13 protein-coding genes are annotated in these 14,199 nt (G+C 70.3%); 8 read left to right on the plus strand and 5 right to left on the minus strand.

The window, feature by feature from the left end; genetic code table 11:
- Positions 1 to 174: 174 nt before the first annotated feature.
- The 5 genes from ACGFSA_RS29010 to ACGFSA_RS29030 all read right to left on the minus strand — a co-directional run bounded on the left by ACGFSA_RS29010 (position 175) and on the right by ACGFSA_RS29030 (position 7,147).
- Positions 175 to 1,254 (minus strand): 2-oxoacid:ferredoxin oxidoreductase subunit beta, encoded by a 1,080-nt coding sequence (locus ACGFSA_RS29010; RefSeq protein ID WP_393309014.1) that lies wholly within the window; start codon positions 1,252 to 1,254, stop codon positions 175 to 177.
- On the minus strand, positions 1,247 to 3,220 hold the full coding sequence (locus ACGFSA_RS29015) for a 2-oxoacid:acceptor oxidoreductase subunit alpha (RefSeq protein ID WP_393309015.1): 1,974 nt from the start codon (positions 3,218 to 3,220) through the stop codon (positions 1,247 to 1,249). The genes ACGFSA_RS29010 and ACGFSA_RS29015 overlap by 8 nt, the downstream gene beginning before the upstream one ends.
- A gap of 261 nt (positions 3,221 to 3,481) precedes the next feature.
- The gene (locus ACGFSA_RS29020) at positions 3,482 to 4,141 is read right to left on the minus strand and encodes a response regulator (protein ID WP_393309040.1); all 660 of its coding nucleotides are present in this window, start codon (positions 4,139 to 4,141) and stop codon (positions 3,482 to 3,484) included.
- Between the two features lie 202 nt (positions 4,142 to 4,343).
- On the minus strand, positions 4,344 to 5,699 hold the full coding sequence (locus ACGFSA_RS29025; RefSeq protein WP_393309016.1) for a sensor histidine kinase: 1,356 nt from the start codon (positions 5,697 to 5,699) through the stop codon (positions 4,344 to 4,346).
- 248 nt (positions 5,700 to 5,947) lie between these two features.
- A complete protein-coding gene (locus ACGFSA_RS29030) occupies positions 5,948 to 7,147 on the minus strand; it encodes a sensor histidine kinase (protein ID WP_393309017.1) in 1,200 nt (399 codons plus the stop codon).
- 178 nt (positions 7,148 to 7,325) lie between these two features.
- Between ACGFSA_RS29030 and ACGFSA_RS29035 the strand changes: the two genes are divergently transcribed.
- From ACGFSA_RS29035 to ACGFSA_RS29070, 8 genes are read left to right on the plus strand one after another with little or no spacing between them, the layout of a single operon-like run.
- Positions 7,326 to 7,727, plus strand: a complete 402-nt coding sequence (locus ACGFSA_RS29035) for an NADH-quinone oxidoreductase subunit A (protein ID WP_393309041.1) — start codon at positions 7,326 to 7,328, stop codon at positions 7,725 to 7,727.
- Positions 7,718 to 8,347, plus strand: coding sequence for an NADH-quinone oxidoreductase subunit B (locus ACGFSA_RS29040; protein ID WP_393309018.1), 630 nt, complete (start codon positions 7,718 to 7,720; stop codon positions 8,345 to 8,347). The genes ACGFSA_RS29035 and ACGFSA_RS29040 overlap by 10 nt, the downstream gene beginning before the upstream one ends.
- Positions 8,344 to 9,660 carry an NADH-quinone oxidoreductase subunit C gene (locus ACGFSA_RS29045; RefSeq protein WP_393309019.1) on the plus strand — a complete coding sequence of 439 codons (1,317 nt, stop codon included), beginning with the start codon at positions 8,344 to 8,346 and terminating at the stop codon, positions 9,658 to 9,660. The genes ACGFSA_RS29040 and ACGFSA_RS29045 overlap by 4 nt, the downstream gene beginning before the upstream one ends.
- Entirely contained in the window at positions 9,657 to 10,625 is a 969-nt protein-coding gene (locus ACGFSA_RS29050; RefSeq protein ID WP_393309020.1) for an NADH-quinone oxidoreductase subunit H, read from the plus strand. Before ACGFSA_RS29045 ends, ACGFSA_RS29050 begins: the two co-directional genes overlap by 4 nt.
- Positions 10,625 to 11,230, plus strand: a complete 606-nt coding sequence (locus ACGFSA_RS29055; protein ID WP_393309021.1) for a NuoI/complex I 23 kDa subunit family protein — start codon at positions 10,625 to 10,627, stop codon at positions 11,228 to 11,230. Before ACGFSA_RS29050 ends, ACGFSA_RS29055 begins: the two co-directional genes overlap by 1 nt.
- Positions 11,227 to 11,781, plus strand: coding sequence for an NADH-quinone oxidoreductase subunit J (locus tag ACGFSA_RS29060; protein WP_393309022.1), 555 nt, complete (start codon positions 11,227 to 11,229; stop codon positions 11,779 to 11,781). The genes ACGFSA_RS29055 and ACGFSA_RS29060 overlap by 4 nt, the downstream gene beginning before the upstream one ends.
- Positions 11,781 to 12,191: an NADH-quinone oxidoreductase subunit NuoK gene (nuoK, locus tag ACGFSA_RS29065; RefSeq protein ID WP_393309023.1), complete on the plus strand. Its 411-nt coding sequence runs from the start codon at positions 11,781 to 11,783 to the stop codon at positions 12,189 to 12,191. The genes ACGFSA_RS29060 and nuoK overlap by 1 nt, the downstream gene beginning before the upstream one ends.
- On the plus strand, positions 12,188 to 14,188 hold the full coding sequence (locus ACGFSA_RS29070; protein WP_393309024.1) for an NADH-quinone oxidoreductase subunit L: 2,001 nt from the start codon (positions 12,188 to 12,190) through the stop codon (positions 14,186 to 14,188). Before nuoK ends, ACGFSA_RS29070 begins: the two co-directional genes overlap by 4 nt.
- Positions 14,189 to 14,199: the final 11 nt, after the last annotated feature.

Raw genomic sequence — 14,199 nt, forward strand, 5'->3', positions numbered from 1 at the left:
CGGTGAAGACTCCCCGGCCGGGCACCCGTACGGTGCGCCTCACGACGGCCCAGGGGGCGTCCGGCGGATCATCCGGGGCCGCGACGAGTGGAACCGTCCGACCCTGATCCGCCGGACCGCCCCTCAGAGCCTGTCGGGCGACCTCTGATCGGGCGGAGGTCATCCGACAGGCTCTCAGCCGACGACCGTCCAGTTGTCGTTGCCCGCGAGCAGCGCGGCCAGATCGCCCTTGCCGTTCTGCTCGACCGCGGTGTCCAGCTGCTCGGCCATCTGCGTGTCGTACACCGGCCGCTCGACGCTGCGCAGCACCCCGATCGGGGTCTGGTGCAGCGTGTGGGGGTCGGCGAGCCGGGACAGCGCGAACGCCGTGGTGGGGCTGGCGGCGTGTGCGTCGTGGATCAGGACCTGCGACTCGTTCTCCGCGGTGACCTCGACGACCTTGAGGTCGCCGGTGGCGGGGTCGCGCACGACGCCCTTGGTCTGCCCGGTGCCGAAGCGGATCGGCTGCCCGTGCTCCAGCCGGATCACCGCGTTCTCGGCCTGGTCCTTGTCCTTGAGGACCTCGAAGGCGCCGTCGTTGAAGATGTTGCAGTTCTGGTAGATCTCCACCAGCGCCGTGCCGGGGTGGGCGGCCGCCTCGCGCAGCACGCCGGTGAGGTGCTTGCGGTCGGAGTCCACGGTGCGGGCGACGAACGACGCCTCCGCGCCGAGGGCCAGCGACACCGGGTTGAACGGGGCGTCGAGCGAGCCCATCGGCGTCGACTTGGTGATCTTGCCGACCTCGGACGTGGGGGAGTACTGCCCCTTGGTGAGCCCGTAGATCCGGTTGTTGAACAGCAGGATCTTCAGGTTCACATTGCGCCGCAGCGCGTGGATGAGGTGGTTGCCGCCGATGGACAGTGCGTCGCCGTCGCCCGTGACGACCCAGACGGACAGGTCGCGCCGCGAGGACGCCAGCCCGGTCGCGATGGCCGGGGCCCGGCCGTGGATCGAGTGCATCCCGTACGTGTTCATGTAGTACGGGAACCGGGACGAGCAGCCGATGCCGGAGACGAAGACGATGTTCTCCTTCGCCAGACCGAGCTCGGGCATGAACCCCTGCACGGCGGCGAGGACCGCATAGTCACCGCAACCGGGGCACCAGCGCACTTCCTGGTCGGACTTGAAGTCCTTCATGGACTGCTTGGCCTCGGCCTTGGGCACCAGCTGCAGTGCCGGGAGCCCGGTGGGGAGTGCCTGGTCGGTGTTAGGCATCGATGGCCTCCTTGAGAGCTGTGGCGAGCTGCTCGGCCTTGAACGGCATTCCGTTGACCTGGTTGTAACTGCGGGCGTCCACCAGGTACTTCGCCCGGATCAGCGTGGCGAGCTGGCCGAGGTTCATCTCCGGGACGACCACCTTGTCGTAACGCTCCAGCACCTCGCCCAGATTCCGCGGGAAGGGGTTGAGGTGGCGCAGATGGACCTGCGCGATCGACTGCCCCTCCGCCCGCAGCCGGCGGACGGCGGCGGTGATGGGGCCGTACGTGGAACCCCAGCCGAGCACCAGGGTCCGGGCGTCGGAGGGGTCGTCGACCTCCACGTCGGGGACCTCGATGCCGTCGACCTTCGCCTGGCGGGTGCGGACCATGAAGTCGTGGTTCGCGGGGTCGTACGAGATGTTGCCGGTGCCGTCCTGCTTCTCGATGCCGCCGATGCGGTGTTCGAGACCGGGAGTGCCGGGGACGGCCCACGGGCGGGCCAGGGTCTGCTGGTCGCGCTTGTACGGCCAGAAGACCTCGGTGCCGTCGGCCAGCTCATGGTTGGGTCCGGAGGCGAACTGCACGCGCAGGTCGGGGAGTTCGTCGACCTCCGGGATCCGCCACGGTTCGGAGCCGTTGGCGAGATAGCCGTCCGAGAGCAGGAACACCGGCGTGCGGTACGTCAGAGCGATCCGGGCGGCGTCGAGCGCGGCGTCGAAGCAGTCCGCCGGCGTCTTCGGCGCCACGATCGGCACCGGGGCCTCGCCGTTGCGCCCGAACATCGCCTGCAGCAGGTCCGCCTGCTCGGTCTTGGTCGGCAGACCGGTCGACGGGCCGCCGCGCTGGATGTCGATGATGAGCAGCGGCAGTTCGAGCGAGACGGCCAGGCCGATGGTCTCCGACTTCAGCGCCACACCCGGACCGGACGTCGTCGTCACCCCGAGCGAACCGCCGAACGCCGCGCCGAGCGCCGCACCGATGCCCGCGATCTCGTCCTCCGCCTGGAAGGTGCGGACGCCGAAGTTCTTGTGCTTGCTGAGCTCGTGCAGGATGTCGGAGGCCGGGGTGATCGGGTATGAGCCCAGGTAGAGCGGCAGGTCCGCCTGCCGGCTCGCGGCGATCAGCCCGTACGACAGGGCCAGGTTCCCGGAGATGTTCCGGTACGTACCGGTGGGGAACGTCTGCGTCGCGGGCGCCACCTCGTAGCTGACCGCGAAGTCCTCGGTGGTCTCACCGAAATTCCAGCCCGCCCGGAACGCTGCCACGTTCGCCTCGGCGATCTGCGGTTTCTTGGCGAACTTCGCCCGCAGGAACGCCTCGGTGCCGTCGGTCGGCCGGTGGTACATCCAGGAGAGCAGCCCGAGCGCGAACATGTTCTTCGAGCGCTCGGCCTCCTTGCGGGAGAGCCCGAACTCCTTCAGCGCCTCGATCGTCAGCGTCGTCAGGGGCACCGGATGGACGTTGTACGCCTGCAGCGAGCCGTCCTCCAGCGGACTGGTCTCGTAGCCCACCTTCGCCATCGGGCGCTTGGTGAACTCGTCGGTGTTGACGATGATTTCGGCGCCGCGCGGCACATCGCCGATGTTCGCCCTCAGTGCCGCGGGGTTCATCGCGACCAGCACGTTCGGGGCGTCGCCCGGCGTGAGGATGTCATGGTCGGCGAAGTGCAACTGGAACGACGAGACGCCCGGCAGGGTGCCCGCGGGGGCGCGGATCTCGGCCGGGAAGTTCGGCAGCGTCGACAGGTCGTTCCCGAACGACGCCGTCTCCGAGGTGAACCGGTCACCCGTGAGCTGCATGCCGTCTCCGGAGTCACCCGCAAAACGGATGATCACCCTGTCCAGGCGGCGGATCTCCTTCTCGCCGACGCCCGCTTTCTCGGAATGGGGGGCGCGTTGCCCCCGGAGAACGGTCTCGCCGGCCTGATCGGCGTCGTTGGCCTCGTCGGCCTGTCCGGCTGGGCTACTGACCTGGCTGGTCACTGAACTGGACCTCCCTCGGGGCGGCGGCTCGGGACCGTCCGGCCCGCCGTCGGTCCCAAGGCCCACCCTACGTCGGTAAGGGTCGCCTTCCCCGGAACGGTCACATGGTGGACGCGACTATGAGACCCATTTTTGTACCGCTTTGCCATGTTTCGTTAACCCCCCGGGGCTGTCGGTCGACGTGGTTCGCCGCTTCTCGGCGCTCATCCTTTGGTCCCAGGCCTCGATCGGCCACAGATGGCCTGGCAGGGTGTCAGGTTCTCAGGATTTGAGATAGGTCAGAACGGCCAGCACGCGACGGTGATCCCCGTCACTGGGCGAGAGCCCGAGCTTCAGGAAGATATTGCTGACGTGCTTCTCCACCGCGCCGTCGCTCACCACCAGCTGCCTGGCGACCGCGGAGTTCGTCCGCCCCTCCGCCATCAGGCCGAGCACCTCGCGCTCGCGCGGCGTCAGCCCGGTCAGGACGTCCTGCTTACGGCTCCGGCCCAGCAGCTGCGCCACCACCTCAGGGTCCAGCGCCGTACCGCCCTGCGCCACTCGGACCACGGCGTCGACGAACTCTCGGACCTCGGCGACCCGGTCCTTCAGCAGATACCCCACCCCCCGGCTGCTGCCGGCCAGCAGCTCGGTCGCGTACTGCTCCTCGACGTACTGCGAAAGGACCAGGACCCCGATGCCGGGATACTCCTTGCGCAGCCGCACCGCCGCCCGTACGCCCTCATCGGTGTGGGTCGGAGGCATCCGCACATCGGCGACGACCACATCCGGCAGCTCGTCCTGCGCGGCGAGATCGCTCACCGTCTTGATCAGTGCCTCGGCGTCCCCCACCCCGGCGACGACGTCATGCCCGAGATCGGTCAGCAGCCGGGTGAGCCCCTCCCGAAGCAGTACCGAGTCCTCGGCGATGACCACCCGCACCCTGTCCTCCACCACGACGCTGTTTCCCCCGCTGCACTGGTCCGCCGGCCCGCGGCCGACGGAAATCCGTCCCCTGACCCCTCCAGCATCCCAGCATCGGCCCGACGATGGGGAACTGTGCCGAATGATTGAGGGCACGGGTGGGGCGAGGGAACGCCCATGAGGGGGTCAGCGGGGGCCGCGGAGGGCCGGTCGGTCCGCCTCAGCCGCGCCACGGGAGCTCGGCCGTGACCCGCGTCGGACCGCCCACCGGGGAGTCGACGACGAGGATGCCGTCCACCGCGTCCAGCCGCTCGGTCAGACCGGCCAGACCGCTGCCCGCCGACAGGTCCGCGCCACCCCGCCCGTTGTCGGTGACCTGCAGCATCAGCCGGTCGGCCGTACGCCACACATCAACCGTCGCACGCGTCGCGCAGGCATGCTTGCTGACGTTCTGCAGCAGCTCGGACACGGTGAAGTACGCAATCCCCTCGATGGCCTGCGCGGGCCGCGACGCCAGGTCCACCTCGACCGTCACCGGGACGGTGCAGCGGGAGGCGATGGCGGAGAGCGCGGCGTCCAGGCCGCGGTCGGTGAGGACGGCGGGATGGATCCCCCGGGCGAGGTCGCGGAGCTCCTGCAGGGCGACCTTCACCTCGCCGTGCGCCTCGTCGACCATGCGGGCGGCGGCCTCGGGGTCCTGCGTCAGTTTCTCCTTCGCGAGACCCAGATCCATGGCGAGGGCGACGAGGCGGGCCTGCGCGCCGTCGTGCAGATCGCGTTCGATGCGCCGCAGGTCGGCGGCGGCGGTGTCCACGACCACACCCCGGTCCGACTCCAGCTCCGAGACGCGCGACGCCAGCCGGGACGGCCCGAGCAGCCCGTACACCATCACCCGGTCCACGGACGTCAGACCACGGATGATCCACGGGGTGACGAGGACGAGTATCAGACCGAACGCACTGGTCATGGCCAGCTCGAAGGGCGAGTCGAGATAGATGTCATGCCTGGCGTCGCCGTACAGCTGGATGCCGCCGACCCCCGCGTACACCGGGAAGACCCACTGCCACAACGGATACGTGAAGGCCGCCCACCCGTACGTCCAGAACGTCAAGGAGACCATGAACGCGAAGACCGCCCACGGGAAGTGCAGCAGCGCATAGAGAAGGTGCCGCCAGGACGCCCCGCTCTTCAGCACCGCGCCGACCCAGGACATCAGCGAGCCGGTCCTGCCGCGCACCGGCGCCGGATCCGCCACCTGGAGCCTCAGCAGCCCCCGCGCCCGGACCCGCTCCATGGCACCGATTCCGCGGCACATGGCCAGGGTGCCGGCAAGGAGCGGAATGCCGAGGAACGTGATCAGCAGACCCGCGCTGGCAGAGGTCAGGGCCACCGCGAGGCCGAACACCACCGCACTGATGGGCAGACTCAGCAACAGATAGCCGAACTCGCGCCAGGTCCTCGCCTCGAGCGGCGCGCGCAGCACCGCCGGAAGGACGTGCTTCACCGGGAGGTGGTCCTCGGGGCCGGAACCGGACCGCTGAGGGTCGCGAGTGTCCGGTCCGTATGCCGTGGCCATGGTGCCGTCCGTTTCTCTGCTCGGCGGATGGAGTGGTTCTTCTTCGACAGCCCGTACAGGCCGCCACCTCAAGAGTGCTGTCCGGCGGGACTCCTCACCATGAGGTCGGTATCCCTTTTCGACCGGGGGTTTTCCCCACCCCCGACTGCGGCCGGGGCCCCTTCCTGCGGAATCGGACCGGAACGCGGAGCCGGGTCCGACGCGCGTACCCGCACCCCGCGAGCCCGGCACGATCCGCTGGAAAGGCCCTACAGCCGTTTTGCGGTGCCTGCACCGTCCCCGCCCCGGTCCCGCCAGGGCAGCTCGGCCACGACTGTCGTCGGCCCGCCGACCGGCGAGGTCAGGACGAACAGCCCGTCCACCGCCCCCAGCCGCTCCGCCAGCCCGGACATCCCCGTACCGCCGTCCATCTGCGCCCCGCCCCGGCCGTCGTCACTGACCTGGATCAGCAGCCGTTCCCCCGACCGCCACACCTCGACGGACGCCGAACACGCACCACTGTGCTTGCTGACGTTCTGCAGCAGCTCGGACACGGTGAAGTACGCAATCCCCTCGATGGCCTGCGCGGGACGCGACGGCAGATCCACGCCCACCGTCACCGGGACGGTGCAGCGGGAGGCGATGGCGGAGAGCGCGGCGTCCAGGCCGCGGTCGGTGAGGACGGCGGGATGGATCCCCCGGGCGAGGTCGCGGAGCTCCTGCAGGGCGACCTTCACCTCGCCGTGCGCCTCGTCGACCATGCGGGCGGCGGCCTCGGGGTCCTGCGTCAGTTTCTCCTTCGCCAGGCCGAGCCCCATGGCGAGGGCGACGAGCCGGGCCTGCGCGCCGTCGTGCAGATCGCGTTCGATGCGCCGCAGGTCGGCGGCGGCGGTGTCCACGACCACACCCCGGTCCGACTCCAGCTCGGCGATCCTGCGCTCCAGCTCGTCCGAGGGCGAGAGCAGCCCCCGCGCCATCGCCCGGTCCGCGTTGGCCAGCAGCCGCGCCGTGAAGGGCAGCACGGGCCACAGGACGAACAGACTCAGCAACGTCACCGTGAACGTGAGCACGCCCCAGGGCAGCCGCATGAAGGAGTACAGCACCGCCCGCCAGCCCACCGGATCCTTGAGACTCGACCACAGCCACGGAAGGACGCCGCGGTCACGGCGGCCCAGCGCGGTCGCGCTCGGCTCGTCGATACGCACCCCGAGCAGTGCCCGGGCCCGGCCTCGCTCCGCCCTGCCGAGCAGCCGTGCCCCCTGCAGCCCGCCGGCGAGAAGCGGCAGACCCACCACTGTGAGGGAAAGCCCCACGCCGATACCGATCATGAAAACTGTGTAAACAAACCCGGCAATAGCCATCGGCAGGTTGGACAGGAGATAGGAGATCTCCTTCCACGTCCACGGATCCAGTGCGAAGCGGGCGGGCGGCGGCCGGTCGTTGCCGGGCGCCGGGGGGCTCGAGGTCATGCGCCCAGCCTGCCGGGCCGGGCCCGCGCACGCCATGGGGTTCATGGGCGGGGCGAAGTAGGGATAACCCCACCCCTTGTCCGACGCGGCTGCTTACCACCCCTTTAGCAGGGCCTAGACTCCCGTGCGTACAGACGTCGAACAGGCATGAGGGAGCGGAGGGGCGGACGTGGCCTACGTGGCGGACCTGCCGGAATCGACCGTTCTCGCGGCAGACTATTTCCAGAGCTACTCGGTCGTCGGACTGCTCGCCGTGATCGGCGTGCTGTTCGTCGCCGTCGCCTTCGGAGCGGGCCGACTGCTGCGCCCCGTGGTGCCGACACCGGAGAAGCTCCTCACCTACGAATGCGGCGTGGACCCCGTCGGCGAGGGCTGGGCACACACCCAGGTCCGCTACTACGTCTACGCATTCCTCTATGTGATCTTCGCTGTCGACTCGATCTTCTTGTTCCCGTGGGCGACCGTATTTGCAGCACCCGGATACGGCGCGACCACACTGGTGGAAATGTTCATCTTCCTCGGTTTCCTCGCCGTGGGACTGCTCTACGCATGGAAGAAGGGCGTCCTCGAATGGACGTGACGAGCCCGCAGACCCCCGAGCCGCAGCACCGGCCCGAACCGACGCCGCTGCCCGAACCGCAACGGCTCGGCGTGCTGTCCCGGCTCGCACCCGAGCCCATGAAGGTGGTTCTGAACTGGGGCCGCCGCTACAGCCTCTGGGTCTTCAACTTCGGGCTCGCCTGCTGCGCCATCGAATTCATCGCCGCGTCCATGGCCCGGCACGACTTCATCCGCCTCGGCGTGATCCCGTTCGCACCGGGGCCCCGCCAGGCCGACCTCATGATCGTTTCCGGCACGGTGACGGACAAGATGGCCCCGGCCGTCAAGCGGCTGTACGAGCAGATGCCCGAGCCCAAGTACGTCATCTCCTTCGGCGCCTGCTCCAACTGCGGCGGCCCGTACTGGGACTCGTACTCCGTGACCAAGGGCGTCGACCAGATCATCCCCGTCGACGTGTACGTACCGGGCTGCCCGCCGCGCCCGGAAGCCCTGCTCCAAGGCATCCTCAAGCTCCAGGAGAAGATCGCCCGCGAGTCGCTGGGCGAGCGGTACGCGACCGGCGGCAGCCGCCCCTCCACCGCCGCACTCCGCAGCGGCCTGGTCGCCGCCCCGCCGGCCCCGGGGGAGGAGCGGAAGTGACCGATCCGGAAACGGCGCAGGCCTACGACCGCCTGCCGGAAGCCGTCACCGAACTCTTCGGCGAGGACGCCACGGCGGAGTACGCCTACGACCTGCTGACCGTCGACGTCCCGCCGGCCGCCTGGACCACCGCCCTCGAAACGGCCCGCTCCCTGCTGGGCTGCACCTATTTCGACTGGCTGAGCGCAGTCGACGAACCCGGCACCGGCTTCCGTGTCTGCGCCCATGTCGCCGCCCCGGCGGTGGGCAAGGTCCGTCGGCTCCTGCTCCGTACGACCGTTCCGCACGACGCCGCGGTCCTCCCGACCGCCACCGACATCTACGCGGGCGCCGCCTGGCACGAGCGCGAGACCCACGAAATGTTCGGCATCGGCTTCGAGGGCCACCCGCACCTGGTCCCCCTTCTTCTCCCCGAGGGCTTCGAGGGCCACCCGCTGCGCAAGGACTTCGTCCTGGCGGCGAGGGTCGCCAAAGCATGGCCGGGGGCCAAGGAACCGGGCGAATCCGAGCACGGCGGACCCAAGCGGCGCACCATGCTGCCGCCGGGCGTGCCCGACCCGAACGAATGGGGCCCCCTCAAGGGCCAGCTCCCGCCTGCCCCGGCCCGCCCGGCCCGAGCAGCCCGCCCCGCGGGCGACCGCCCCGTGCGCAGGGCCCGCAGCGTGAGCGAGGGCTCGGCGAGCCAGCAGCCCGAGCCGGCAGCCCCGGCCGCCGCGGGTACCGGGACCACACCGCCGGCCACCACCCCGACCGCGACCCCGCGCCGCACCCGCAGCGCGTCCCAGGGCTCGGCGAGCCAGCAGGGGGCGCCGGTGGAGCAGACGCCGGCAGTGACGGAACCGGCGGCTTCGGCGGCCACGCCGAAGTCCGACGCGCCGGGCACTGCGACGACGGACTCGATCACCTCCCCGTCGGCAGCGCCGGGGACGGCCTCTTCGGAGACCGCGCCCTCGAGCTCGGCCCCCGCGGGCTCGGCGCCATTGGAGACCGTGCCCTCGGGACCGACGCCGGAGGCGGCAGCCCCGGAGCAGGCACCCACGTCCCGCGGCGCGGACGCGCCCTGGCACCACGCCCGCCCCGCCTTCGACCCGACCCCCGAACCGGACACCTCCCAGGCTCCGCGGCGTCCGAGGAGCGGCGGCCCGGAGGCGGAGCCCCCGGTTCGGGAAGGGGCGGACAGGGGAGAGGCCCCGCGCAGCGGCCCCACCCACGAAGGCACCGAACCCGCGGCCACCCCCGAAACCCCTGAAACCCCTGAAACCCCCGAAACCCCCGAAACCCCTGACCACCCCGCCGGAGGCGATACCGCGTGAACGACGTACTCGACGTCGCCTTCCGGCTCATCATCGTCTTCGCGGTGTTCATGGTCGTCCCCCTCGTCGTGGGCCAGACCGAACACAAGGTGATGGCCCACATGCAGGGCCGCCTGGGCCCCATGTACGCGGGCGGTTTCCACGGCTGGGCCCAGCTCGTTGCCGACGGCGTGAAGTTCGCGCAGAAGGAAGACATCGTCCCGGCCGAGGCCGACCGCCGCATCTTCCAGCTCGCCCCCGCCGTCGCCCTCCTCCCGTACCTCCTCGTACTCGTCGCCATTCCGATCGGCCCGAGCGAGGGCGCGGTCGGCCAGGTGGTCGACGCGGGCATCTTCTTCGTACTCGCCGTCATGGGCGTGGGAGTGCTCGGCTCACTGATGGCGGGCTGGGCATCGGCCAACAAGTTCTCCCTCCTCGGCGGACTCCGCACCGCCGCCCAGCTCCTCGCGTACGAACTTCCGATGCTGCTCGCCGCCGCCTCTGTCGCGATGGCCGCAGGCACCGTCTCCCTTCCCGGCATCGTCAATGCCTTCGAGTGGTGGTGGCTGCCCTGGCAGATCGTCGGCGCCCTGGTCTTCTTCGTGGCCGGACTCGCCGAACTGCAGCGCCCGCCGTTCGACATGCCGGTCGCCGACTCGGAGATCATCTTCGGCGCGTACACCGAGTACACCGGCCTCCGCTTCGCCCTGTTCCTGCTCGCCGAGTACGCGGGCATCGTCGTCCTGTCCGCACTGACCACCGTCCTCTTCCTCGGCGGCTGGCACGGCCCGCTCGGCGCCGCCGGACTCGGCTGGGTCTGGACGCTCCTCAAGATCGCGGTCCTCGCCTTCGTCGTCATCTGGCTGCGGGTGAGCTACCCCCGCCTCCGCGAGGACCAGCTGCAGAAGCTCGCCTGGACCACGCTCATCCCGCTCGCTCTCGCGCAGATCGCGCTCACCGGCATTGTGAAGGTGGCGATCAGCTAATGCCTCCGATCCCCGGCTCCGGCCTCGCCAAGGGCCTGGCCGTCACCCTGCGGACGATGACGAAGAAGACGGTCACCGCCCAGTACCCCGACGTCCAGCCCGAACTCCCGCCGCGCTCCCGCGGCGTCATCGGGCTGTTCGAGGAGAACTGCACGGTCTGCATGCTCTGCGCCCGTGAGTGCCCGGACTGGTGCATCTACATCGACTCCCACAAGGAGACGGTGCCCGCCGCCGTACCGGGCGGCCGCGAACGCAGCCGCAACGTCCTCGACCGCTTCGCCATCGACTTCTCCCTCTGCATGTACTGCGGTATCTGCATCGAGGTCTGTCCTTTCGACGCGCTGTTCTGGTCGCCGGAGTTCGAGTACGCGGAGACCGACATCCTCGAACTCACCCATGAGCGGGACAAGCTCCGCGAATGGATGTGGACGGTGCCCGAGCCGCCCGCACTCGACCCGGGTGCGGAGGAACCGAAGGAGATCGCTGCCGCACGCAAGACGGCGGAGAAACTCGAAGCCCAGCGCGCCCAGGAAACTCAGCGCGCCCAAGAAGCCCAGCAAACCCAGCAGACCCCGCAGCAGGAAGAAGAGGAAGGAAAGGAGTGACCCTCGCAACCGCCGCGGCCCACCCCGGTTTCCTCTCCCCGACCGGCATCGAGATCGCCTTCGTCCTGGTCGGCGTCGCCACCCTCGGCGCAGCCCTCATCACCGTCACGACGAAGCAACTGGTGCACGCCGCCCTCTGGCTGGTCGTCGCGCTCGGCGGTCTCGCCGTCGAGTACCTCCTGCTGACCGCGGAGTTCATCGCCTGGGTACAGGTACTGATCTACGTCGGTTCCGTCGTCGTCCTCCTTCTCTTCGGGCTGATGCTCACCAAGGCCCCCATCGGCCGCTCCCCGGACGCCGACTCCGAAAACCGCTGGGCCGCCCTCGGTGTCGCGGTCGCCGCCGCGGCCGCCCTCGTCTGGGTCGTCGTGGACGCCTTCCGCACCACCTGGATGGACCTGGGCGGACCGGCCCACGGATCCACCGAAGCCACCGGCGCCTTCCTCTTCCGGCACTGGGTACTGCCCTTCGAAGCACTCTCCGTCCTGCTGCTCGCCGCCCTCGTCGGCGCGATCGTCCTGTCCCGCAAGCGCAGTAAGGAGCAGAGCTGATGCACCTCGCCTATCCGGCCGTGCTCGCCGCCCTCCTCTTCTGCACCGGGCTGTACGGAGTTCTCGCACGCCGCAACGCGATCCTGGTCCTGATGTCCGTCGAGCTGATGCTCAACGCCGTCAACCTCAACCTCGTCGCCTTCGACGTCTGGTTCCGCGACGCCCTGCACTCCGGCCAGGCCCTCACCCTCTTCACCATCGCCATCGCCGCAGCCGAGACCGGCATCGGCCTCGCGATCGTCCTCGCCGTCCACCGCAACCGCGGCAGCTCGGACGTCGACCGCCTCCGCGACACCGCCGAGACCGACGCGGCGGAATCCCTCCCCGGCGACGAGGACGACACCACCGGCACCGAAGACCAGGCCACTGCTCCGGCAGGGAAGGCAAAGAAGGCAGAGGCCACCGCGTGACCACCACGACCCTCGCCGTCCTCGTTCCCCTCCTTCCGTTCCTGGGCGCCGCCGCCGGCCTGCTCCTCGGCCGCACCGCCCCCGGATACGTACGCCCCCTCGCGATCCTCCCCACCCTCGCCGCGGCCGTGATCGCCGTCGTCGTCGCCGCACGCCAGGGCGGTGGCCCGGCCATCGACGCGTCGACCCGGCTCACGCCCACCGGCTCGGTCCCGATCGACCTCGCCCTCCACCTCGACGGCTTCGCGGTCCTCGTCGCCGTCCTGGTCGGCCTCGTCGCGACCTGCGTGCAGATCTACTCGACCGCCTACCTGCGCCACGACCCCCGCTACCCCTCGTACGCGGCCCTCGTCTCCCTGTTCACCTCCGCGATGCTGCTCGTCGTCTACTCCGGCGACCTGATGGTGCTGCTGGTCGGCTGGGAAGTCATGGGCATCTGCTCGTACTTCCTCGTCGGTCACTACTGGGAGACACCCGAAGCCCGCGCCGCCTCCCTCAAGGCGTTCCTGGTCACCAAGCTCGGCGACGTCCCCTTCCTGATCGGCCTGTTCGCGCTTGCCGCCGACACCGGCACATTCCGGATCACCGGCATCCTCGGCGCTGTCGCGCACGGCGGGCTCGACCACCCCACTCTCATCGCCCTGCTGCTCCTCGCGGGCGTCGCGGGCAAGTCCGCGCAGTTCCCCCTGCACACCTGGCTGCCCGACGCGATGGCCGGCCCGACCCCGGTCTCCGCGCTGATCCACGCCGCGACGATGGTCGCCGCCGGCATCTACTTCGTGGCCCGGCTCCTCCCCGTCTTCGCCGAATCCGGCGCCGCCCTCGTCGTCCTCGCCGTCATGGCGGCGGTCACGATGATCGGCTCGGGACTTGCCGCGCTCGCCCAGGACGACATCAAGCGGGTCCTCGCCTACTCGACCATCGGCCAGCTCGGCTACATGTCCGGCGCCCTGGCCGTCGGCGACCGCGGCGCCGCCGTCTTCCACCTCCTCTCGCACGGCGCGTTCAAAGCCGTCCTCTTCCTCGCGGCCGGCGTGGTCATCCATGCCGCCGGGACCAACTCGCTCACCGCCATGTCCCGCATGGGCGGCCTGGCGAAGCGCATCCCGGACGCCTACTGGACGATGACCGTCGCCCTCCTCGCGCTCGCCGCCATCCCGCCGTTCGCCGGCTTCTTCTCCAAGGAAGCCATCCTCGTCGCCGCCGAACACACCGCCCTGGGTGAACGCCACGTCGCCCCGGCCGCCGCCGGCTGGACCGTCCTCGTCGCCGGACTGCTCGCCGCCGTCCTCACCGCCGCGTACGCCACCCGCCTCTGGCTCCTCGCCTTCCGCGGCCGCGGCGCCGAGGCCCCCGACCACGGCAGGCAGCCCGTCGCGATGACCGCCGTCCTCTGGGTCCTCGCCATCCCCACCATCGGCTTCGGACTCACCGTCGGCGTGATCACCGACTGGTTCGACGGTCACAGCCTCACCCCGTCCGTGACCACCGCCGTCCTCTCCACCGGCGTCGGCCTCGTCGGCGGCCTCGTCACCTACGGCGCCTGGCGCCACACCACGGCCCTCGCCGCCCGCACCCCCGCCGGTGCCGTCGTCGCCCACCCCGACGCCGAACCCGCACTCATCGAGGCCGAGGCCATGACCCACCACACCGCCGGATACGGCGACACCCCGGGCAGCCCCGACCCGGCCGACCCCGGACGGCTCCTGCTCGGCCCGCTCCACCGCCACGCCGCCACCGGCTTCCACCTGGACGCCCTCTACGCGACGCTGTTCGTCCGCCCCGTCCAGGCCGCGGCGAGACTCGTCAGCTTCCTGGACCGCGAGGTCGTCGACACCTACGTACGCGGCGCCGGCACCGGCGCACGCTGGCTCGGCAACGCCGTCCGCCGCGCCCAGACCGGCAACGTGCAGACCTACCTCAGCGCACTCCTCGCCGGTTCCCTTGTCCTGGCGATCGCCGCCGTCGTTTTTGCCAACATCAACGCCGGGTCGTGAGCCGTGATCGA

Origin of the sequence: Streptomyces sp. NPDC048496, assembly GCF_043200055.1 — a bacterium.
Classification (GTDB): Bacteria; Actinomycetota; Actinomycetes; order Streptomycetales; family Streptomycetaceae; genus Streptomyces.